This is a genomic window from Anabaena sp. CCY 9613 (assembly GCF_963920895.1).
Classification (GTDB): Bacteria; Cyanobacteriota; Cyanobacteriia; order Cyanobacteriales; family Nostocaceae; genus Cyanocohniella.
On record NZ_CAWUDE010000004.1, the window covers coordinates 243,206 to 266,387 of the forward strand.

Sequence of the window (23,182 nt, forward strand, 5' to 3'; positions counted from 1 at the left end):
GAGTTTTTTAAAGATTTCTGCGCTCTTCTCTGCGCCTTTGCGCCTTTGCGTGAAACAAAAAACAATCCTGGAACGCAGAGGGAGATATATCTGTTACCTCCCTCCTCAAAATTACTCCTGCAAATCACCAACCAAAGTCACACGCCCTTGAGAGCCGTAAGCCACTTCACTGATGAGCAGATTCGGATCATGCAATTCAGCAATAATATATTCGGCTGATGTTTGAGCATCCACAGCCGGACTCAAATCAATGGCGCGAGTAAACACCTTGGGCCATTCAAACTTCAGAGTCTTAGTTAAGCCAAATAACCCTGCACCAATGGCCCCGAAGTTCACATTATGCTCTAACCCAAAAGCACCATCCAAACGATTCACAGTCAAGAAACAACTACGTTCGTAACCCGCCGCTTCATTGAGGGATTGCTTGAGATGTTTAGCCATAAAGAACACGTGCTTGACAATTGCCTTTTCTGCTTCTTGATAAGTGGGTGTTTGTTTTCCCTCAAATACCGGATGAATGTGGATAAAAGCGCCGACATTGCCAAAGTTAGTTGCGATCGCAGATAATTTATGTTGTAGTAATTCTTCTGTCATATCTGCGAGAACTACGCGATGCACTCCGACTGGTAAAGTTGATTGCTGAGGGACGATTGATTGGGGGAAACTTAAAACTACCACTTTCCAACCGCCATCGCTCAAGGATTGAGCTAATTGGGAGGTGGTGAGGGAACCATCGTCGGTGATTAAACCAACGTGTCCCTCTGGTAACGCGAAATCTAAACTATCGGGTGGTGGTAGAAACTGAAGTTTAGCAGGACGGCGGGTAATACCGTCAATTATCTGGACTGGCTGGTAGCTAAACTCCTGCTGGGGCTTTTTTTTTTCACCTCCAGCCAACTTCTGGAGATAATCAACTATTTGACCGATGGTGCGGAGGTCGCCCAGTTCTTCGATGTCTGGCTGGGGTAAGTTGGGGTACTTGTCTTGCATCGCGCCCAAAATTTCTACCCGTTTGATGGAGTCAATCCCTAAGTCAGCCTCCATGTCCATATCTAGTTCTAGCATCTCCACTGGGTAGCCGGTTTTATCACTGGTAATGGCTAACAGGGTTTCACCTAAGTCTGCGTAGTCGTCGGTGGGGAGTTGGGAGTCGGGAGTCGGGAGTGGGGTTTGGGTATATTCTACTGTTGGTTCCGGGGTGGGAATTGTGGGTGCTACTGATGGTTCTGTGGTAGGAATGGTGGGTGCTACTGCTTTTGGTTCTGGGATAATTGGGGTGGGGATATTAGTAGCAGGTGTAGCTGTTTCTACAGGAACGCTACCGGAAAAAAGGGATTGCAGATATTCTACAACTTGACCGATGGTGCGTTTTTCTGATAGTTCTTCTAAGTTTGGCTGGGGTAGATTAGGATACATATCCTGTAATGCACCTAAGATTTCTACTCGTTTAATTGAGTCAATTCCTAAGTCAGCCTCCATGTCCATATCCATTTCCAGCATTTCGACTGGGTAGCCAGTTTTATCACTGGTGATGGCTAACAAGTTATTACCCAAGTCAGCTAAGTCAATGGCGGGAACAGATATAGGTGCAGGTTGTGGTTCGATAACTGGTGCTACTGCTACTGGCGCAGGTGCAGGTTGTGGTTCGACAACTGGTGCTGCTGCTACCACTGGCGCAGGTGCAGGTTGTGGTTCGACAACTGGTGCTGCTGCTACCACTGGCGCAGGTGCAGGTTGTGGTTCGACAACTGGTGCAGGTGTGATTTTGTTAATAACTGTCTCTGTGGGTTGAGTAATTGCCTCACTAGAGATGAGTTGAGAATATTCTTCTTGTATTAGTTGGAAAAAATTCTTGGCGTATTCTAACTGTTCCAGGAGATATTGCTCATGGATGCGGAGGGTTTCACCTTGTTGACCGTGAAACTGCATCATGCCACGTTCAATACTTTCCTTGACAACTAACTTAAGTTGTGCAGTATCAGCGTCGGATTTAGTATTGGCAAATAAGGAATTTTGTTGCTGCATCAGTTGGAAAAACGCTTTGGTGTATTCCATTTGATGTTGCAGATAAGTGCCATGAACTTGTAAGTTCTCGGTTTGATTTTTCTGGAACTGAGTCAGCAGATATTCTAAACCTTCTAGCGTCCGTTGATAATTTACAGGTTTTTCTGGTGTTGGTTGCATCTTCGTTTCCTGGTCTATTTGAGTGGGAAGCGTGGCCGGATTCATTTGCGGCTGGGGTGGGGTGGTACTAGATGCGGTGGAATTATGAGAGTTATGTGATAATTCGGGCAAACTCTGTGCAGAATGGGCAACACGTCCATTACTGTTACTTTCTTGCACAGCCTGAGAAAATTCAGGTGTAGAAGTGATGGCAGGCGCAGCAGCTAAACTGACTGTATGTCCATTTTCCAAGGCTTGCGTAAAGGCGTTTTTGGTTTTGTCAGACACATAATTAATGCCTTTCAACCGCACATTTAAAGCCTTCTTTTTCTCAACGGGGGGTAGTGCAGGTTCAACTTGATAAGGGTCGAGGTTTTTCAAAGTTAAGCCCACCACACGCAATTGTACAGCGGCTTCTCTAAGAGAGCGATCGCTATTCTTTTGGGTGCTGGGGTTTAAGGAGATGGTAAGATGGGGGCGATCGCCTAGAATATCTTTCACTAAGTTGGTCAAAATCCGCCTGGGGCCAAACTCCACAAAGCAATAACCACCTGCTGCATAGATATTTTCAATTTCCTGTTTAAACAACACCGAGTTAGACAGGTGGGTTTCCAGGATTTTTTGAATACCTTGGGCTTCTTGGGGGTAAGGCTTACCGGTAACGTTGGTGAAAACAGGAATTTTGGGGCTGTTGAACTTCACCGACTTAGTAGCTATGGCAAAGGATTTTTGAGCAAAGGCAATTAGTGGTGTGTGGAAAGCAGCAGACACAGGTAACAATACAGCCGCACAACCTTGGTCATGTAAAGCCTGTCTCACCTTGGCGATTTCTGCGGTGGGGCCTGCCAAGACAATTTGGGTGGGAGAATTAAAGTTAGCAATGGTTACCTGGGGATAATTCCGCAGGACTACAGCCACTTTAGATAAATCTTCTTTCACCGCCAACATACTCCCAGCATCATGGTCTGGGTCTTCTGGGGCGGCCATGGCTTGACCCCTGGCTTTGACTAAGAATAAGTAATCTTGTTCACTGAGAACACCCGCAGCCCACAAAGCTGTCAGTTCACCGAAGCTGTGTCCAGCGACAAAATCAGATTTAAACCCGGCTTGTTGCAGGATGGAATAAAGACCTGCACTAAATACGCCGATGGCAGGTTGAGCATATTCTGTGCGTTGCAGTGCGGCAATTTGGGCATTTTTTTCTGCCTCATCAAATACGGGATGGGGAAAGACAATCTCTGACAACGGCTGCAAATTATCTTTGAGTAACAAACTATCCATACAGCCGTGTAGACGACGCATTTGAGGGAAATTCATCACAACTTCCCGTCCCATCTCTAGGTATTGGGAACCTTGTCCAGAGAACAAAGCCACAACCTTACCGCCCAAATTCATCCCAGAAGAACGGTAGTAAATACCTTGGGGATGATCCCAAGATGTGATTGAACCTTTATGCTTCAACCAGTCAATGCTAATTTGCATGAACTTGCAAGCTTCTTGCAGATTTTCAGCCACAAATCCTACTCTGGCTGCAACCTGGGGAATCTCAATTGATTGGGATTCCTGAACTAATGCTGCAAAATGTGTTTCACCGCCATCTGATTGCAACTTATCCAGAGTTTCTTCGCACTTAGTCAACAGTTGTGCTGGGTTGTTAGCAAACAGTAGCACCTCGCGGGGAGTGCTGTGTAAACGGTAGGGACGATTTTCGCCAGCTTCGTATTCTTCCAACACAATGTGAAAATTTGTGCCCCCAAAGCCGAAAGAACTCACACCCGCCCGTCTTGGCGCTTCTCCTTCTGCCCGAATCCAAGGTCTGGTTTCGGTATTTAAATAAAATGAGGAATTTTTAATGTCGAGTTTGGGGTTCGGCTCAGTAATATTAATGGTGGGGGGTAAAACCTTGTGATGTAGCGCCAAAGCTGTTTTAATCAAACTTGCCGCACCAGCAGCCGCCTTGGTATGTCCAATTTGGGACTTCACACTACCCAAAGCGATGTGCTGTTTTTTGGTATCGTGTTGGTTAAAGTAATCTCTTAAAGAACCAAATTCTGTGGGGTCACCTGCCATTGTACCTGTACCGTGGGCTTCCATTAAGCCAACAGTCGCCGGAGAAAAGCCAGCATCCTCATAAGCACGTTCTAAGGCTTTAACTTGACCTTCTTTGCGGGGAGCATAAATACTCTTGTAGCGACCATCGCTAGAAGTCCCAATGCCTTTAATCACTGCATAAATTCTGTCATTGTCCCGTTCTGCATCTTCTAGACGCTTGAGGACATACATACCCACACCTTCACCCAGCATCATCCCATCAGATTTAGCATCGAAGGGTTTGACATTATCACTAGGGGAAACAGCAGGTGTTTTGCTGAAAGAGATATAAGCCATGATGGTGTTATCAGTATCCACACCACCGGTCAACATCATATCAGCACGATGTTCAACTAGTTCGCTAATTGCTACCTTTAAAGCACCAAAAGAACTAGCGCAAGCCGCATCAACGACACAATTCATCCCGCCAAAATTCAAGCGGTTGGCAATTCGTCCAGCGACCACATTAGCTAACATCCCAGGGAAAGCATTTTCATCCCATTTGATGTAAGCACTTTTAATTTTTTCGATAATTTTTTGGGTATCCTCATCAGAAAGACCACTGCTTTTGAGTGCCTTTTCCCAAACAGGATATTCCAAACGAGCCGAAAGCGGGGTTGCTAATTGTTTAGCCATAGCCACCCCTAAAATTACCCCGACATTCTCGCGGCTAAACTCACGAGATTCACCATAACCAGCATCTTCCATTGCTTCTTTGGCAATCACCAAACCCAATAGCTGGGAAATGTCTGTAACTTCCAAAATGCTGGGAGGAATGCCAAACTCCATCGGGTTAAAATCTACTTCTGGGATAAACCCACCGCGTTTACAATAAGTTTTATCTTCAGGATTTCTAGGATTAGGGTCGTAATAATCTTCTATATTCCAGTGACTAGCAGGAACATCAGTAATACAATCAATTTTGTTAATGATATTTTGCCAGTATTCCCGTAAATTTCTGGCTTGAGGCAATAGAGAAGCCATACCAACAATGGCTATAGGATTTTGTTGTAATTGTCTGTTAATCTTGCTAATTGACATTGGTTTTTCCTTATTCGATTTCTTGTCCTCTATTGACCTCATCACAGTTTTTTGACAACTATTGATTAGGCTCTCCAACTCTGCCAAGGCAGTATCAATTGAATAAGCAGACATAAGGCATATACTGTTCTTAAGTACCGTGAATCGTGATAGCTTGCGTGGCGCAGCATAGCTACAGTAATTCCTGTTGCCCATTCAAAATGAGCTATTTTTTATCTACGCGTAACGTGACGCAGACAAAACTAAATGCTTGTCTTTAAACAACCGACACCACACGATACACACTGCCTTTCTACCTCCAGGCAATTTCCGAAAACAGCGATGGTCGCGTCAGAATTTTATCCAGCACTCGATTCTTGATATTGTGGTAATAGGTCAATGACGTTGTTGAAACTGGTAAAATAGTCTTGGAGTGCGTTAGCTGCTTGACCAGTAAATTCCATCCATTCGTAATGGCAAAGGTTTTGGGCCATTGTATCCCACTGGATCACTGGAAACTGAGGAGTAGCTACTAAGACAGAAACGCTTTTTTCTCCCAAACTTGTTTGAGTATCTAACTTAACAGCAGCAATATAGCTGGTGTTAATAATGACGTTCTGTATTTTGATAAATGCCATAGCCAGTTTCAACGTCCAGGATAATATATTTTAAGCAATTCAACCCAGAAAAGTTGACAAGTTCGTTACCGAAAAAACATCCCCCCTTATTCCGAATTCATGCACTTTTCTGAAGAAATACTCACACACTTAAAAGGTGATGCCAATGCGGTCAGGTTTAGTTTTGTTTTTTTCACGCTTAACAAAATAACTAAATTTCCTTGCCGCCTTGAAACGTTTGAATTAATAAAAAGAATAACATGATTCACAGAAACTAAATCATTTGTTTAAGGTTATTTTATAAAAAGCCTAAATTCTTGTCGGCGATTTTTTTGTATAAACCATACACCAAAAGTATAATTAATATCCAATACAACCACATAGAAATTAGCTAAATTCCCACTCTATCCTTGATTTACATATCAGTACCAGAGTCTATTGAATTAATTAAAATCTAATTAACACATAGGAATAAAACAGCAGTAAGTAGATGTGTTTCTCAGCAGAGCATCATAATTGAATCCAAATATTTAATGATTTTTGAATATTAAATAACAAAAATATCTAAACAGTTATTTATGAAGCAAACCTTAATTTAATAAATTGTGCATAATAAACAATACAAAATAAATTGTAATGAATCCCCAAGAATTTGATATCATCAACTAACATCTGATAACAAAGTTACAGAAATAGAAATAAATCCATGAATCCCACAAATAGCCATAAATACCCATATCACACTTAATAAAATTCTGATGCTAACCCCATAGCCAAAAAACTAATGACTAATAACTGACTTCCCACTCCACTGCTGCCAACGCCACAACCCCCGGCCAACCAACTCCGGATTTGCATCCCCAACAAAACAGATGCGCCCCAACCGTTCACAAGCCAGCAAAATCTCCCCATGTCCCATAAAAGGAGCTATCACAAAGTTATTCTGACTTGTATACAAATTAATTAAATAATTAACAATCCCTTCCACGCCCTCAATATTAATAGGAGCCTGCGGCCGAGATATTGATTGATGAGAAAAAATACCCATATAAACATTACCCAGCAGCAACTCATATTGAAAGGGCATTTGACAACGGCGATAAAATTCATAAATCTGACCTTCAGAACGCAACACCGCCACCACCCGCGCCTCATCCACCAAATAATCATGCTCCCAGGTAGAAGAAAGAGTAGCGATCGCCAAAGACGCATCTGAAGGTAACAAGTTGGTAAAATCTGAACTAGACGTATCGCCGCAATAGACTAAATGCCTATCCAGCAGCCATTCATCCCCAAGTTTCACTTGAGTATTTGCTGGTTCCACCACCTGTTTTGGCTGACGTAGACTCTGTTTCTGTGCCAACTTAGCAGCCCTTTGTGCCATAGCACTGTTATGGGCCACAATCTGTAACTCTTTTTGCTTCGCCCTCGCATCAACCATCAATTGAGCTAACCGTGCAGTTTCGGTCTCGTCTCCCCTAGCCTGGGCCAACTCCCAAGCCTGTTGCGCCGCTTCCGCCGCCGCCCGTTCCTGACTACCAGCCCTAGCTATCTTCAGTAACGCTGTAGGACTATCAGCAATAGGCGATCGCTTAATTATCTGTTTCACCTCTGGATGAATACTTTTAGCAATTTGCTTACCATGCTGAAAAGTGCGTTCCGAGTAACCCACTTCTCTAGCCAACTCCACCGTGCGCTTGGGAGGTGGTGAAATCATTTCACTACCTTTATGAGTATGTTGATTATCGCCAGCCTTCGCCCTCAGTCCCATGCGTACCAAAATTTGATCACGCTCAAACCACAGTTCCGAACGTTCCAACGGTTCCAACTCATTACGAATCAGATTTTCGTCAATTTCCGCCAACCGCGCTTGATCCGCATCTTGATAATTGACAATATTACACTCAACCGCCTCCAGCCCCAATAGCTTACAAGCAGTCAGCCGATGCAAACCAGCAATCAAATTCAGCTTTTGGTCTACCGTAATCGGATTCAATAAACCATTAGCCTTAATCGACTCCTTCAAATCATCAACCTTCTCACCCTTTACCGGACGGCGGTTTTGACCAATATGAATTTGGTCTATAGGCACGATGGGCATAATTACAGCTTTTTAGTGCAGTCAGTCAAAGAATCAGTATACATAATTTAGAGAAATGGGGAGATGGAAAGATGAGAAGAGTAACCAATGACTAATGACAATATCGTATTTTACGATACTGGATGCGATGTCAAATTAGGATAAAACTAAGAAAGATTTGAAGTAACGCCACTATCGATTTTGTTGCCAAGTTAGTAAATTAAGGTGGCTGTACAGACATACAAAGATTCCTAAAACCTACAAATACGTAAAGCTAAACTCATCTTTGCACCTTTGCGTGAGCTTTTCATATCTTAAATTCAGCACTACCAGAATAAGTCATATTGCTTAACTTGCAGACGAGCCGACTGCAATCGACAGATTTAACACAATTGGAATAAAAATATGGCAGCAAACAAAGACAGCCAATTATTTTCAAAACCCCTAGGTCGGTGGCGGATTATTTTGGCTGGTTCCGTCACCTTATTAGCCGGAATCATCGCTTTCTACAATTTTTCACCAAATCGGACACGCCCTCAAGTTCAGACTCCACCAGAAACTACCACAGAAATTACCCCTGTTAGACTTGCGGTGACAGCCTTAGGACGTTTACAACCCCAAGGGGAAGTGACAACTTTGTCTGCTCCTAATGCAGTTAACGGCCCACGAGTAGAAAGACTACTAGTCACCGAAGGTGAACAAGTTAAAAAAGGACAAGTATTAGCGCATTTAGAAAATTATGCTCGCTCCACAGCCGCCCTCCAACAATCATTAGACCAGCTAGAAGTAGCCAAAGCCAGACTAGCACAGGTGAAAGCTGGAGCTAGAAGTGGAGATATTGCCGCACAAAGAGCTGCGATCGCGGGTTTAGAGTCACAATTAAAAGGAGACGTTGCAGCCGGGCAAGCAACAATCAACCGCATCCAGGCTGAGGTAGACAACGCCCAAAGCGAAAACGAGCGATATCAACAGTTATTTAGACAAGGTGCGATTTCTGCCTCTGTAGCAGATAGTAAAGCTTTACAACTCCAAACTTTACAACAGCAGCTCACAGAAGCCCAAGCCAACCTCAACCGCACTCAAACCACTCTCCAAGACCAAATACAAGAAGGTAGAGCTAAACTTAACAGTATTAGCGAAGTCCGGCCCGTCGATGTTGAATTGGCACAAACCGAAGTTACTAGTGCGGTAACTGCTATCAAACAAGCAAAAGCCGACCAGGAATTAACTTACCTCAAATCTCCCATAGATGGCAAAATTTTAAAAATTCACACCAAAACCGGAGAAGTAATTGACAACGCAGGCTTTGCTGAGATCGGTAAAATATCTCAGATGTCTGTAGTTGCAGAAGTTTATCAAACTGATATATCAAAAGTCAGTGTAGGTCAAAAAGCTACCATTACTAGCACAGCATTTCCTGGCGCAATTTCAGGAACAGTGACCGAAATTGCTTGGCAAATTGGTCGCCAAAGTATATTCAGCCTTAATCCCACAGCAGATACAGACCGCAGAATAGTTGAAGTCAAAATCAGCATCGATAATCCCGAAGATAGTGCGCGGGTAGCTCGTTTGACGAATTTACAGGTAGATGTTGCCATTCAAATATAGTCATGAGTCAGTGGTTAGTTGTTGGTTATAACCACTAACTGCCAACTGACAAACAAACAACATATAACAAATCACAACTGAATCCATGAATTTTAGAATTCCTTTGGCGTGGCTACAGCTAGCCCAGCAAAAAGTTCGGTTTGTCGTGGCCGTAAGTGGGATTGCTTTTATTGTGCTGCTAATGTTTATCCAACTTGGCTTTCAAGATGCACTTTATTCTAGTGCTACCGCACTGCATCAAAATCTCCGGGGTGATTTATTTTTAGTCAGTTCACAATACAAATCTTTGACATCAACTCAAAGTTTTTCACGCAATCGCTTATACCAAACCTTGGGTTTTGATGGTGTAGAGTCAGTGAACCCCATATATTTACAATTTGCCAAGTTGAAGAACCCAGAAACTGGAGAAAAATATTCAATATATGTGATTGGTTTTGATCCAGGAAAATCTGTCTTAAATATACCAGAAGTTGCTCAAAATTTAGACCAACTCAAAATTCCTGATATTGTCCTTTTTGATAGAATTTCTCGCCCAGAGTTTGGTCCCATCGCTACACAATTTGATGCAGGAAATTCTGAGCAGACAATTGAAATATTCCCCTTTGACGCTCCTGTTGGTTACAGAGTGAGAGTAGGGGGTTTGTTCAGCTTGGGGCCTTCTTTCGGTGTAGATGGCAATTTAATTGTCAGTGACTCAACTTTTTTGAGGATAAACCCTAGCACTAGACCAGCAGAAATGATCGATATAGGTGTCATCAGCCTTAATCCCGGTGCAGACCCAGATACGGTTATGAGAAATTTGGTGGCAACTTTACCTAACGATGTTCAAGTGTTTACTCGTCAGGGTTTCATTGATTTTGAAAAACAATATTGGGCTGTGAGAACACCCATTGGTTTTATTCTTAATCTCATGCTGACTATGGCTTCTGTAGTTGGTGTAGTAATTGTCTATCAAATTCTCTACAGCAACATTGCTACTCAATTTGTGGCCTACGCAACTTTAAAAGCAATTGGATATGCTAATACATATCTTTTAAATGTAGTCTTTCAACAAGCAATTATCTTGGCTTTATTAAGTTATATACCAGGATTTTTATCTTCCGTAATTATTTATGGATTTGCAATGGAAGCTACTAAATTGCCAATAATGATGACTGTTAATAATGCTGTAATAGTTTTAGTCTCAGCAATTTTAATATGTATAACTTCAGGGTCACTGGCAATTAATAAACTCCGCTCCGCAGATCCAGCTGATATTTTCTAGTCTTCTAACTTCAATCATATAACTTACCAATCACTCCTATCTCTATGAACCTCCAAAACAAAACTCTCTTAATTACTGGAATTGATGAATTTATTGGCTTGCGTGCAGCCGAGTTAGCTATGGCCCAAGGAATGAAAGTTCGTGGAATCCAAAGTTCTGCCGATAAGAATCAAACAGCACAGAATTTAGGTATTGAAGTAATTGTTGGCAGTATTACTGATGCTGCTGTTGCCCAAAAAGCCTGTCAGGATGTAGATATTGTTTTGCATACAGCACAAATGGCCCAAGAAGCAGGTTCTATTAAAGAATTTCGGGCGGTAAATGTTGGTGGCACAGTCAATATGGCTAAAGCTGCTAAAAATGCTGGCATCAAAACATTTGTGCATCTTTCCAGTGTGATGGTCTATGGTTTTAATTATCCTGACGGCATCACAGAATCTGGGCCCTTGTCAGGTGAAAATAATCCCTACTGTCAAACGAAAATAGAAGCTGAAAATGAACTTTTACCTCTGAATGCACCCCCAGATTTTGGCATCATTATTATTCGCGCTGGAGATGTTTATGGGCCAGGAAGTATTTCTTGGGTAATCAAACCAATTCTGATGATGCGCCAAAAATTATTTGCTTATGCCAATGATGGTAAAGGAATCATTAATCATGTATATATAGACAACTTAATAGATGCCATATTTTTATCAATAGAAAAAGAGGCATACGGTGAAACTTTTAATATCACCGATGGACAAAGCACGTCTTGGAAAGAATATTTTCTGCAATTGGCGGCAATGGAAAATTTATCTACACCAATGTCTTTACCAAAAGATGAAATGAAATTATTTCTGAAACTACGTGCCCAAGGACAAAAACTTTTCCGGAAAAAAGCCGATATTCTCCCAGAATCTGTAGATTTTATGAGTCGTCCTCACGCTTATTCAATTGCCAAAGCACAAAGCCTATTAAATTTCCAACCTAAAATTGACTTAAAAAAAGGACTGCACTATACACAAGAATGGCTGAACAACACCGATATTCAAAAATTAACATAGATACAGCACTTTTCATCTATCTTGAAAATTTTCCTAAGTTGGAAAACTCATCTACATAACTTTGTGCTGTAAACAAAATGTCCTGATGGTCATCCCGCATTTTCAGCGTGGGTTACTGTTCCCTATTGCCTTTGAAAACCGCCAGATCCAATACAACATCTAGTTAAGTAGTCGAAAAATTTTCAATAACATTATTTCAGATGAGCAAGACCCTACCACAATTAAGCATTGGATTGCCTGTCTACAATGGTGATAAGTTTATCCAAGCAGCCTTAGACTCACTTTTGGCTCAGACGTTTGCAGATTTTGAGCTAATTATTTCAGATAATGCTTCGACAGATAACACCGAAGAAATTTGTCGAGCATACGCCGCCCAAGATCAACGTATTCGCTACTATCGAAATGAAAAAAATATCGGTTGTTCTCTTAACTTCAATCGTGTTTTTGAATTATCTACAGGTGAATACTTTAAGTGGGCTGCCTATGATGATTTACATGCTGTAGATTTTTTGGCAAAATGTGTTGCCGTACTTGATTATAATCCAGAAATAGTTTTGTGTCATTCCCACGTTTATTTCATTGACGAAAATGGCAATTTTTCACAAAACTACAATCTCAAGCTCAATACGGATTCACTCAAACCTCATGAGCGTTTTCATGAATTACTTACCAAACATCTCTGCTATCAATGTTATGGAGTAATTCGCACCAGTGCCCTAAAACAAATACCATTAATGGGTAGTTATGGTACGGCTGATGGCATTTTATTGTTAAGACTCGGTTTACTGGGTCGATTTTATGAAATCCCCGAATATCTGTTCTTTGCTAGAATTCATTCTGAGCAATCCTTGAGTATGTTTTTTCCCAATTATCTGTTGTTTACAGACAATAAAACTAAATACTCACCAAGCATGTTACCTGACTTTTATGCCTATACAGTGTGGTTTGATTCTTCAAAAAAGGGAAAAATTTTGTTTCCACATTGGAGAATAGTTTGGGAATATATGCTTTCTATATACCTGTTTGAATTAAGTATTTATCAGCGCGTACGTTGCCATATCAGTATTTATCAACAGTTGAGGGGTAGTGAATATCTTTTGCTCAAAGATTTACTAAAAGCAGCAAGAACAGTCTGGCAACGTTGGCAGGATTCTGTTACTCAAAAACAGCAGATTATTTCTTAAATAATTTGGTTTTAACAATAAAAGGGTGTTGTAACAGTGAATGCAAAACAAAAATTACTGGTAAAAATAACCAAATCATGCTGAAAATAACTCATCTTCCTTATCTTTTGCTAGCTAGTTTATTAAGTCTCAGCTTTGCAAAAACCGTGAATGCAGACACTACAGCAACGCTGACAGTGGTAGTGAATGGAATCAATAAACAAAAGGGTGAGATTTGCATGGGAGTTTACTCTAAGGCAAAAGGATTTCCTATGAGTACTAATGATGTTCTTAAAAGTGCCTGTGTGCAGCCTTCAGGCAATACTTTGACTCATACATTTTCTGGCTTGAAGCCTGGAAATTATGCCGTTGCTGTAATAGATGACCAAAATGGCGATCGCAAGTTGAACACAGACTTTTTTGGCATTCCCAAGGAAGGTTTTGGAATTTCCCAAAATCCCACTGTTTCCATAGCCACAGGTACACCTAAGTTTCATGATGCCAGTTTCTTCATGAACCAAAATACCAAAATCAACATTTTCATGAAATATTCCCTCGATTCATAAGAATAGGGAGTAGGGAGTAGGGAATAAGGGATAAGAAAAACTTCTAAACAATCTTCTCATCCCCCATCTCCTCATCTCCCTATCATCCGCATCCCCCACCTCCCACCTCAGTCAACAAGGCAAAATTTGCCGGAGACTATATATGAAAGAGTTGACAATATTCCTATCTCAGTCTTTACTGGGTTGGTTGGCTATTCAAATGTGTTTAGCTTTGGTTTTTCTGTTCTACATCCACTTAAGTCACAAAAAAATATTGTCTGATGAGGAGTTACCTAAAACAGCAGTGATTCTTTGCTTACGTGGAGCCGATCCGTATTTGCCCAATTGTATCGAAGCCCTATTAAATCAAAATTACCCAGAGTACGATTTAAAGCTAATTGTTGATAGTCAGGATGATCCGGCTTGGGAAGTTGTCAACGAAACTATCAAAAAGCAAGAAGCCAGCAATTTCCAAATCAGTCCTTTGAGGATAATTCGCCACAACTGTAGTCTCAAATGCAGTTCGCTGCTGCAAGCTGTGTCGGAATTAGATGATTCTTACAAGGTAGTTGCTTTAGTAGATGCCGATACAATAGTTCATGCTAATTGGCTGCGTGAATTAGTTAGTCCCTTAACTGATCCCAAAATCGGCGCAACGACAGGTAATCGTTGGTATATGCCTACAGGTAAATATTGGGGGTCTTTAGTACGCTACATCGGTAACGTCTCTACAGTTGTGCAGATGTACTTATTTCGCATTCCTTGGGGCGGGACTTTGGCTATCAAAACAGATGTGCTACGTCACACAGGAATATTAGAGAAGTGGGGACAAGCTTTCGGTGAAGATTTGATGATGCATAATATCCTCAAACAACATGGGATGCAGGTCAAGCTTGTTCCTTCTTTAATTATGCTGAATCGGGAAGAATGTGATTTACTTGGCTTCATGGACTCTCTGAAGCGGTTACTATTTTATTCTCGACTTTATCATCCTCGTTGGATAGCTATAATTGGTGATGCTGTTTCTAGTATCTTGTTTCCTTCTCTAGCCATAGTGGTGTTTATCTTGTCATTGCTCGATACTCAATGGGATTTGGCAATGATATTGTTGGCTACTTATTGTATCTATACCATCGGCTTACTTTTGTTAACACTGATATTAGAGTTAGCAGTAAGTCCAGTAATTCGCTTTCAAGGTCAGCCGATGACTCCCTTGTCAGTTGCTACAGTAGGCAAAATATTAATTGCCATCCCTTTAACACAGTGGGTGTATGGATTGGCAATGCTATCTTCTTTGTGGATGTCAACAGTTAAATGGCGCGGTATTGTTTATCGAGTGCAAAACCCCTGGAATATCCGATTAGTTGAATACCATCCTTATGATTTGTTAGATCAACCTATTGATAGCAAAATTTCTCTTTGAGCTAATGTCAATCCGCGCATCTTAACATAATTTTCACTTTAGCAGACGAGGAAGAGAAATTTCTCAATTATATTTGTGAAGGCAAATTAGGATAAATCAACCAACAATTTGTAATAGCAATCATTAAGAAATGGGGCGGAGATATTGCCTATGTTTTTTAATTAGGTTCTGGTTCATCTCGCAAGGTCAATCGCATACAAGGAATTAAAGATGAACAACTTAGTAATATTCCTATGTAGATGTTTATCTGTTGGCCTGGCTATTCAGGTTTGTTTCATGCTGATGTTTTTATGGTGTCTATGCTCATATAAAAAAAACCTCTTGCCAGATGAACAATTACCAAAAACGGCAGTGATTCTTTGTCTACGTGGAGCCGATCCGTTTTTATCGGATTGTTTAAAGGCACTATTAAATCAGAACTACCCACAATATGATTTAAAGCTGGTCATTGATCGGATGGAAGATCCTGCATGGTCAATTGCTACTAATATTATCCAGGAGCAAGGAGCGACTAATGTTCAAATTAGACCTTTAAGAATTATACGCAAAAATTGCAGTCTCAAATGTAGTTCTTTAATACAAGCTGTTACGGATTTGGACGATTCCTACAAGGCAGTGGCTTTAGTCGATGCCGATACAATTGTTCATGCCAATTGGCTGCAAGAATTAGTCAGTCCTCTAGCTGATCCGCAAGTCGGGGCGACAACGGGTAACCGTTGGTATGCGCCTACAGGTAATTATTGGGGGACTCTGGTGAGGTACATCTGGAATGTTGCAGCAGTGGTGCAGATGTATATATACGGAATTCCTTGGGGTGGGAGTTTGGCTATGAAAACAGAAGTAATTTACCAAACAGGATTGCTAGACAAATGGGGGAAAGCTTTCTGTGAGGATACGATGATGCGTAGAATTTTGGGTAAACATAACATGCAAGTCAAGTTCGTGCCTTCCCTGATGATGCTCAATCAGGAAGAGTGCGATTTACCTAGTTTAAGATATTGGATGCAACGTCAATTACTTTTTTGCCGACTTTATCACCCCTGCTGGTTGGCTGTCATTGGCAACGCGATTTTAACAATACTTTTTCCTCTTCTTTTGAGTGTATTGTTTGTAGCAGCTTTATTCACTGGACAATGGTATGCTGCGGTATTATCTTTTAGCTGCTATGGCAGCTATGTGGTGGCACAACTCTTGATCGTACTTTTCTTAGAGCAAGGGGTACAGCTAGTCATTCGCTCTCATAGTCAACTAAGCACAAATTTCTCAGTTGCCACAATTGTCAAGATGTTAATTGGAATTCCCTTGACACAATGGGTGTATGGGTTAGCAATGTTGTTGTCCCTGTGGATACAAAAAGTAAAGTGGCGCGGTATCACCTATCAATTTAAAGGGCCTTGGTGGATTCGGTTAGTCCAATATCGCCCTTATCAGTCGTTAGATCAACCTGTTACACCAAATATTTCTTTGAATTGATCATGTTGTTTGCAGAACAAATCCTAAATCTAACTCTATCAGTGCAAACAGGTATTCAAGTTTAAAAATACCATTTTTTTTCTGAATACAAATACACAAATTTACTAAAATGATGAACAAGCAACCGCTTCGCATTGCGCTGTTTACAGGATTGTACGCTCCTTTTTTGACTGGTGTTTCCGCGGCAGTACACCAGCGAGTCCGCTGGTTACTACAACAAGGTCATGAAGTTTTTCTGATCCATCCAGAAATCAACGACCAGTACCCTAAAAATGTGGGCGATCGCCCCATGCCAGGACTGGATGAATTATTGCCTTTTCCCAATTTTTGTGCTTATGCATTTCCCACACGCCCGCTGATTTTTTACAAGTCTCTACCCCAACCACTAAATTATCGACATTGGAGCGATACTAAGTTATTAGAAAACTTCCAACCCGATATTATAGTAGTTGAAGAGGCTCCACAAATGAGGGGTTTCTACTCACTTTTCTTGCAAGGTTATGGTCGTTCAATTGGTGTGGAATACGCTCAAAAAACAGGTACTCCCATCATATCTATCTTTCATACTGACATTGTTGCCTATATCCAATATTACTTAGGCCAACAGTGGTTTAACTTGATGCGTCCGATTATTCCCATGTTAGTTAAGCAATCCACTGAGGCTTATGATGCTAATTTGTTTTCTTCTCGAGAACAACTGCATAAGTATGAACTGCTGAACTGTCAACGTGGTGAATATCTCCCCTATCAGGGAATTGATTGTGAAAAATTTCATCCCCGAAATATTATCTACAACCCTATTCCTGATGACCACAGACCAACTATTTTGTTTGTGGGACGGATTACGGCGGAAAAGAATGTGATGCAATTGATAGAGATGTTTCCGTTGATTGCTGCTGAAATTCCTGATATTCATTTGGTGGTTATTGGTAGTGGCCCCCTTGATGATGAATTGCGGCGACGTGCTAGCAAGTTTAAATCTGGGATTACTGTATGGGGTGAATCTCACGGTACTGAACTGTTGGGTTGGTTTGCTCGTGCAGATATATTTGTCAATCCCTCAGCGACTGAAAATTTCTGTACTACAAATAACGAGGCTTTAGCTTCTGGTACTCCTGTAGTTGCTGTGGTTGCACCTTCAACTGCCGAGCAGGTTTTTCCTGGTCACAACGGCTTTTTAGCTAAACCCAACAACCCCGCAGATTTTGCCCAGAAGGTGGTGACAATTCTGAAAAATTCTCTACTTAAAGCAGAAATGACTGCACAAGCTCGTCCTTCTATACTTCAATATGATTGGTCGGCGTGTACAGAAAAGTTTGAAGCCAGACTTTATCAGCTGGTTCAAGCATCGGAGAAATTAGAATCAACAAAGGCTTAATTAGCAAATAAAACAGATAAATGCCAGAGTATAGATATACTCTGGTATTTTATTATGATAAAAGGTTTGTAGTGGGGACTGAAGTCTCTAAAGACAGGACTTTAGTCCTGACTAGGAGCAAACATTTTTATTTGGTTTCTTAAAAATTAGCGGCTGGTACTTTTTCAATCTGCTGAGTAAAATATGATTCTTCGTGTTTGAGTTGTTGTGCTATTTGTAATCCTTGTTGAAAAGCTGTGAGTGCTTGAGGATAATTTTTTTGTTCTAGATACAATTGCCCAATTTGGTCATAGGCTTGCATCATGCCATAAAAATTGACGGCTTGCTTTTGTGTCTCGATGAGAATTTGACTGGCTTGCAAAGCTTCGGTTATTTGTCCTTGAGAACGATAAAGGAGAATTAATTTCTGCAAAGCTTCACCTGCACGAGCATATTGCTGTGATTGCCAGGCGGTGACGTAAGCGGTTTGATAGTTGTTAAATGCTTCTCGTAGTAAACTAGGATTTTGCTGTGCTAGGGATTCATAATTGGAGCCGATCGCTAGTTTCAATTCTGAGATTTTATTCGGATTATTATCCTGTTCATAAATTTCGACGAGCTTATTTAAGACATTGAGCGACTCTTGGGGTTGTCTTGCTTGTTGATAAATATAAGCTAGCTGCTGTAGATATACTAATTGGTTTTGGCGATCGCCTGGGGGTAAACTCAGTAATTCCTCGTAGATGGCGGCGGCTTGGGGGTAATTAAACCAAAGTAGATGCAGTTCTCCAATGGTATTGAGAGTTTGCAAGATGGCGTTGGTGTCTTGTTGTTGGCGCACGGTTGCCAAAACTTGGTTGTAAGCTTCTAGAGCCAGTTGAGGCGATCGCACTTTTTGGTAAGCTTCACCAAGCGATCGCATTAATTCTAAGTCTACAATTTTTGAGCTTTGTGCTTGCTTTTGAATTGTTTGTAATCGCTGAGTAATATATTGTACCTGTTCATTATTATTTTCATTCCAGGCGATGGCACCTACCCGTGATAATGCTTGTACCTCTGCTAACGCACCCAAATATCGCCGCAAGCGGAGTTCCCGATTCCAGATATCGAATGCTGCTTCCTCATCACCTGTTTGCAATTTTGCCGCTGCTTCTAGATTTAATTGATCCAGCGCTGTCTCTAAGCTTTGCAGTTCTGGGAGAGTTAACTGCTGTTTGTCAATTAAAGGCGGTAGTAAAGGATCAGGTGTGGTAATTTCTAGGGGATTGGGAGGAAACTGATCTGGTTGTTGGGGCTTTTTACTCTCTGCAAGTGCTAAAGAACCATTCAGTTGCCAGATTATAGCGCAAGTAACAGTAAAACATAAACGTCTTAACATAAATACTTTACCTAATAAAATTTTGGATTTTGGATTGAGAATTGCTTCTAACAATCCTAGCTGCCAACTTGTTTGACGCATCCAAAACTAAAATTCTCCCCACCGCCTTACCCCTAAGCTTTACAATACGTGCAAGATAATAAAAAAAACCATTGATCATCTGTAATGACTAATTCCACAGATATTGCCACCTTAGCCCGTTGGATGGCAGCTGACTTTAGTAATCAAGCACAAGCTTTTGAAAACCCGCCTTTTTTTGCCCATATTCGCGTGTGTATGCGTCCTCTACCTTGGGATGTATTGTCGGGAGTGAGTTTATTTGTTGAGCAAGCTTATGATTATACGCTAAATGACCCATATCGTGTCCGGGTATTAAAATTGGTAACCGCAGGCGATCGCATCCAAATTGAAAACTACACTGTTAAGCAAGAAGAAAAGTTTTACGGTGCATCTCGTGACCTGGAACGCCTGAAAACCCTAAAAAGTGACGACTTAGAAAAGTTACCAGGCTGTAACATGAATGTAGAGTGGATTGGTAACAGCTTTCAAGGCACAGTAGAACCAGGGAAAGGTTGCATTGTCTTTCGCAAAGGGCAAAAAACCTATTTAGATAGTGAGTTTGAAATTAGCGAAGAGAGATTTATCAGCCTTGACCGAGGACGTGATTTAGATACCAATGAACATATTTGGGGGTCTGTCGCTGGCCCATTTCACTTTGTGCGTAAACACAGTTTTGCCGATGAAGTGAAAATTACAATCTCTTAAGCACCTGTGGCGGCTAACTCCAATGGATAGCCATAAGGAACTCGCTCAACAGAAGTTTCCCAACTGCCATTGGGGTATAGTTTCAACAAACGAAATCCTGGGAATTGTTGGTCAATGAGAAAATTTGGGCTGTTTGACTGGAACTGAATGCAAGTCGATGGAGTGCTGAGGTAATCAACCCCATGACGTTGGTGTTGAAATTCTTGGTGGACGTGACCAAATAAAACTAACTTGACTTGGGGATGGCGATCTAGAACTGCAAAAAATTCTTGGGGATTTTTGAGACTGCTGCTATCTAACCAGGCAGAATTAACTAGAAAAGGTGGATGATGTAGAGCTACTACACTAGGATTATTTCCCAGCATTTTTAACTCAGAGTCCAACCAATCTAGGGTATTACCTGTAAGATAACCATGCACACATTCAGGTACAGAAGAATTAAGCAAGATAAAATTCCAACCACCGCGCTGAAAAGACTTACGGCGGGAAATCATCCCTATACTTAAGATGTCATCCATTGCGATCGCGCAGTCATGATTCCCTGGTAGCCAGTAAGTTGGTACTTGTAGTGGATTTAGTAAGTTTTGCAGGTTTTCATAAGATTCAGGCGTGCCATCGCCAGATAAATCTCCCGTCAGCAGTAGCAAATCAAGTTCAGTCCTTAGTTTCTTTAATCTCTCTATAACTGCCTGTAAAGACTGTGTAGTAGGCATTCCTAGCATTTGGTGATGTTCCGAAGCAAACAGATGGATATCTGTCACCTGAGCAATTGATAGGGGAGACACTTGATTCATTTTTACTGATCGCCGTGTGGGTGTCTTAACATCTGATTCGTCTTTAGGGAACTTATACTAATCCAGGTTTGAACGATTTTCATGTCATCATAGAACTAAAAACCACATATAGACATGTAGTTTCTTAAAAAACCTGATTTTTCATCCATCTTAAGAGTGATATTGCCTTTTTTTGGTATTTTACGTCACTCATCCTTGGCAAAAATTCATCAATTCTTCACGCTATCTCCACAAATGTCTAGTCAGCAATAAGTAATTGGACAAAAATATTTACCATTGCCCTGGATGTCAAAATGCCAGTAACGATTAAATTTTTTGATAAGCAGCAAAATTTTCTCTTCTGGGGGTACCAATTTAGCTAAAATGTTGGTATGATAGTTAATTATGAGCGCGGCGACATAGCCAAGTGGTAAGGCAGAGGTCTGCAAAACCTCCATCCCCCGGTTCAAATCCGGGTGTCGCCTTGAAGAAATATAAGCATTAGAGGGCTAGCAAGCCCTTTTTTAATGAGAGTTCCAGGGCTTGCTTCCAGAGCCTTCAGAGATTTTTGGGGTTATTTCGAGTAGTTTGGATAAACTTCTGGGGTAAAACTGGGGTAAAAATGTAAGGCAAAGGTTTTTACCCCAGAAGTCTTTTTGGGGTAGAACTGGGGTAAAGTGAAAGGGTCAAGGTGTTTACCTCAGTTAATTACCCCTATGCAGCCTAAAAAGTCTCAAAGTATTGCCAGTCGGGGTTCTGTACAGATAAAGAACTCTAACGGTAGGCTTCAATTAGTTTTTTCCCATCCAATCATTACTCCAGATGGAGAGCTTAAAACCAAACGTTTCTATCTTTCCACGAGACATGATGATACGCCTCTTGGAAGACATCAAGCATCGACTTTAGCAGCAAAAATCCAGAGGGATATTGATTATGGTGAGTTTGATGCCAGTTTACTTAAATACAAGCCAGCAGCTTCATTAAGCACTGTTAACCCAATTACTTCAAGTATTCCTTCTGCTACTCCCCAGCATGACCTGGGAGAATTATGGGAAAAATATGCTGAGTTTAAAAAACCTCAAGTTAGCCCTTCTACTTATGCGGTTGACTATCGAAAATATCGCAATCACATTGCTAGCTTACCAACTAAAAACTTAGATGATGCGATCGCAATTCGAGACTATTTAGTTGCACATCTCAGTGCTAATGCAGCTAAACGTACTTTGACAAATATTAATGCTTGCTGTGATTGGGCACTCAAGAGTCAGCTAATCGAATCCAATCCCTTCCAAAGTATGGCAAAAGATATTCAGATACCAAAGTCAGAATCGGCTGAATATGAAATCAATCCCTTTACTAAGGAAGAACGGGATATCATAATCCAAGCATTTGAGGAGAGCAAACTCTACAGCTACTATGCTCCTTTAGTAAAATTATTATTTTTTACTGGGTGTAGACCATCAGAAGCGATCGCTCTACAATGGAAACATATCAGTGATAAATATATTACCTTTGAGCAAGCAATTACCATCAGTACTAAAGGGTTAGCCCTCAAAGATGGATTAAAAACCCAAAGCCAAAGACGTTTTCCGATTAATAGTCAGCAACGTAAAATTTTAGACTCTATCAAACCTGATAACTGTAACCCAGAAGATTTTATCTTTAGAAGCAAGAAAGGCGGCATAGTAGACTTTGGAGATTTTCTCAATCATGCTTGGAAAGGTTACAAAAATCAGCGTGGAACACACATAGATGGAATCGTAACTCAACTTGTAAAACAGGGTGTAGTCAGCGAATATCGCAAACCTTACCAATGCAGACACACTTTTATTACTCTTTGCCTGGAAGCTGATATTGATGCGAAGGATGTAGGAAGGTGGGTTGGCAACTCTCCAGAAATTATTTACAAGCATTACGCAGGTAATAAACGTAACTTACAGGTGCCAGAGTTATAAATTTGTTGCATTACAAACATAGACGATCGCCTACAAAGCAATTGTGCCAATAAAAAAATACGGTGATCTGATAAAAATAGCTTTTGCACTGAAACCCACTACTGATGATCACCTTGTTCATTAACTTTTAGCACTTGTGTAAATAGGACAAAGATGCGATCGCGCTTTATTCGGTGTCTGTCTCTATGCCCCTGCCAGGATTAATGCTGTCTGCACACATTTACACCCCCAAACTATCCGCGATGATAAATAGCGAATAATACTCGCTTCTTTCCCTCTTTTTCCAAAATTGGGATGCTCCCTGACTACGAGCTTTGAAAAATCTAATCCTGCTTACTCGTATTGCCCAGTATCGGTAACAGTTAGGTTTTTGAATAGGATAAAAACATTTATAACCCAATTATTACTATTGACAACAGTTATTTTACTGAGTACAGTTTTGGATGAATTATGATTTTAAT

15 protein-coding genes and 1 tRNA gene are annotated in these 23,182 nt (G+C 41.0%); 11 read left to right on the plus strand and 5 right to left on the minus strand.

The window, feature by feature from the left end:
* Window positions 1-111 precede the first annotated feature (111 nt).
* The 3 genes from ACM0OT_RS06545 to ACM0OT_RS06555 form a co-directional block, all read right to left on the minus strand.
* Window positions 112-5,409: a beta-ketoacyl synthase N-terminal-like domain-containing protein gene (locus ACM0OT_RS06545; RefSeq protein WP_414563589.1), complete on the minus strand. Its 5,298-nt coding sequence runs from the start codon at window positions 5,407-5,409 to the stop codon at window positions 112-114.
* Between the two features lie 224 nt (window positions 5,410-5,633).
* Entirely contained in the window at window positions 5,634-5,912 is a 279-nt protein-coding gene (locus ACM0OT_RS06550; RefSeq protein WP_414563590.1) for a hypothetical protein, read from the minus strand.
* Window positions 5,913-6,672: 760 nt separating this feature from the next.
* Window positions 6,673-7,992 (minus strand): ParB N-terminal domain-containing protein, encoded by a 1,320-nt coding sequence (locus tag ACM0OT_RS06555; RefSeq protein ID WP_414563591.1) that lies wholly within the window; start codon window positions 7,990-7,992, stop codon window positions 6,673-6,675.
* Window positions 7,993-8,376: 384 nt separating this feature from the next.
* On the opposite strand from ACM0OT_RS06555, the gene ACM0OT_RS06560 reads away from it, so the two are divergent.
* The 8 genes from ACM0OT_RS06560 to ACM0OT_RS06595 all read left to right on the plus strand — a co-directional run bounded on the left by ACM0OT_RS06560 (window position 8,377) and on the right by ACM0OT_RS06595 (window position 17,871).
* On the plus strand, window positions 8,377-9,579 hold the full coding sequence (locus ACM0OT_RS06560) for an ABC exporter membrane fusion protein (RefSeq protein WP_414563592.1): 1,203 nt from the start codon (window positions 8,377-8,379) through the stop codon (window positions 9,577-9,579).
* An 85-nt stretch (window positions 9,580-9,664) separates the two neighbouring features.
* The gene (gene devC / locus ACM0OT_RS06565) at window positions 9,665-10,843 is read left to right on the plus strand and encodes an ABC transporter permease DevC (RefSeq protein WP_414563593.1); all 1,179 of its coding nucleotides are present in this window, start codon (window positions 9,665-9,667) and stop codon (window positions 10,841-10,843) included.
* A gap of 44 nt (window positions 10,844-10,887) precedes the next feature.
* Window positions 10,888-11,889, plus strand: coding sequence for an NAD-dependent epimerase/dehydratase family protein (locus ACM0OT_RS06570; RefSeq protein WP_414563594.1), 1,002 nt, complete (start codon window positions 10,888-10,890; stop codon window positions 11,887-11,889).
* Between the two features lie 200 nt (window positions 11,890-12,089).
* Window positions 12,090-13,073, plus strand: a complete 984-nt coding sequence (locus ACM0OT_RS06575; RefSeq protein ID WP_414563595.1) for a glycosyltransferase family 2 protein — start codon at window positions 12,090-12,092, stop codon at window positions 13,071-13,073.
* A gap of 77 nt (window positions 13,074-13,150) precedes the next feature.
* Window positions 13,151-13,618: a DUF2141 domain-containing protein gene (locus tag ACM0OT_RS06580; RefSeq protein ID WP_414563596.1), complete on the plus strand. Its 468-nt coding sequence runs from the start codon at window positions 13,151-13,153 to the stop codon at window positions 13,616-13,618.
* Window positions 13,619-13,760: 142 nt separating this feature from the next.
* Entirely contained in the window at window positions 13,761-15,020 is a 1,260-nt protein-coding gene (locus tag ACM0OT_RS06585; protein WP_414563597.1) for a glycosyltransferase, read from the plus strand.
* Window positions 15,021-15,230: 210 nt separating this feature from the next.
* Window positions 15,231-16,493, plus strand: coding sequence for a glycosyltransferase (locus tag ACM0OT_RS06590; protein WP_414563598.1), 1,263 nt, complete (start codon window positions 15,231-15,233; stop codon window positions 16,491-16,493).
* A gap of 112 nt (window positions 16,494-16,605) precedes the next feature.
* The gene (locus ACM0OT_RS06595) at window positions 16,606-17,871 is read left to right on the plus strand and encodes a glycosyltransferase (protein ID WP_414563704.1); all 1,266 of its coding nucleotides are present in this window, start codon (window positions 16,606-16,608) and stop codon (window positions 17,869-17,871) included.
* A gap of 139 nt (window positions 17,872-18,010) precedes the next feature.
* Here the strand turns inward: ACM0OT_RS06595 and ACM0OT_RS06600 are convergent, their stop codons facing one another.
* Complete coding sequence (locus ACM0OT_RS06600) at window positions 18,011-19,228, minus strand: tetratricopeptide repeat protein (protein WP_414563705.1); 1,218 nt, start codon at window positions 19,226-19,228, stop codon at window positions 18,011-18,013.
* Between the two features lie 165 nt (window positions 19,229-19,393).
* Here ACM0OT_RS06600 and ACM0OT_RS06605 point away from each other — a divergent pair, with 165 nt between their 5' ends.
* Complete coding sequence (locus ACM0OT_RS06605; RefSeq protein WP_414563599.1) at window positions 19,394-19,993, plus strand: chromophore lyase CpcT/CpeT; 600 nt, start codon at window positions 19,394-19,396, stop codon at window positions 19,991-19,993.
* On the opposite strand, the gene cpdA is transcribed toward ACM0OT_RS06605, so the two are convergent.
* Window positions 19,990-20,787, minus strand: a complete 798-nt coding sequence (gene cpdA, locus ACM0OT_RS06610) for a 3',5'-cyclic-AMP phosphodiesterase (RefSeq protein WP_414563600.1) — start codon at window positions 20,785-20,787, stop codon at window positions 19,990-19,992. The genes ACM0OT_RS06605 and cpdA overlap by 4 nt on opposite strands.
* A gap of 392 nt (window positions 20,788-21,179) precedes the next feature.
* On the opposite strand from cpdA, the gene ACM0OT_RS06615 reads away from it, so the two are divergent.
* Window positions 21,180-21,251 (plus strand) — tRNA-Cys (locus ACM0OT_RS06615).
* Between the two features lie 231 nt (window positions 21,252-21,482).
* Window positions 21,483-22,721, plus strand: coding sequence for a tyrosine-type recombinase/integrase (locus tag ACM0OT_RS06620; protein ID WP_414563601.1), 1,239 nt, complete (start codon window positions 21,483-21,485; stop codon window positions 22,719-22,721).
* Window positions 22,722-23,182 lie beyond the last annotated feature (461 nt).

Coding starts and splice junctions, on each gene's coding strand:
- ACM0OT_RS06575 (WP_414563595.1), top strand. CDS start 12,090: ATGAGCAAGACCCTACCACAATTAAGCATTGGATTGCCTGTCTACAAT.
- cpdA (WP_414563600.1), bottom strand. CDS start 20,787: ATGAATCAAGTGTCTCCCCTATCAATTGCTCAGGTGACAGATATCCAT.
- ACM0OT_RS06585 (WP_414563597.1), top strand. CDS start 13,761: ATGAAAGAGTTGACAATATTCCTATCTCAGTCTTTACTGGGTTGGTTG.
- ACM0OT_RS06605 (WP_414563599.1), top strand. CDS start 19,394: ATGACTAATTCCACAGATATTGCCACCTTAGCCCGTTGGATGGCAGCT.
- ACM0OT_RS06560 (WP_414563592.1), top strand. CDS start 8,377: ATGGCAGCAAACAAAGACAGCCAATTATTTTCAAAACCCCTAGGTCGG.
- ACM0OT_RS06555 (WP_414563591.1), bottom strand. CDS start 7,992: ATGCCCATCGTGCCTATAGACCAAATTCATATTGGTCAAAACCGCCGT.
- ACM0OT_RS06590 (WP_414563598.1), top strand. CDS start 15,231: ATGAACAACTTAGTAATATTCCTATGTAGATGTTTATCTGTTGGCCTG.
- ACM0OT_RS06600 (WP_414563705.1), bottom strand. CDS start 19,228: ATGTTAAGACGTTTATGTTTTACTGTTACTTGCGCTATAATCTGGCAA.
- ACM0OT_RS06570 (WP_414563594.1), top strand. CDS start 10,888: ATGAACCTCCAAAACAAAACTCTCTTAATTACTGGAATTGATGAATTT.
- ACM0OT_RS06620 (WP_414563601.1), top strand. CDS start 21,483: ATGCAGCCTAAAAAGTCTCAAAGTATTGCCAGTCGGGGTTCTGTACAG.
- ACM0OT_RS06550 (WP_414563590.1), bottom strand. CDS start 5,912: ATGGCATTTATCAAAATACAGAACGTCATTATTAACACCAGCTATATT.
- ACM0OT_RS06545 (WP_414563589.1), bottom strand. CDS start 5,409: ATGTCTGCTTATTCAATTGATACTGCCTTGGCAGAGTTGGAGAGCCTA.
- devC (WP_414563593.1), top strand. CDS start 9,665: ATGAATTTTAGAATTCCTTTGGCGTGGCTACAGCTAGCCCAGCAAAAA.
- ACM0OT_RS06595 (WP_414563704.1), top strand. CDS start 16,606: ATGAACAAGCAACCGCTTCGCATTGCGCTGTTTACAGGATTGTACGCT.
- ACM0OT_RS06580 (WP_414563596.1), top strand. CDS start 13,151: ATGCTGAAAATAACTCATCTTCCTTATCTTTTGCTAGCTAGTTTATTA.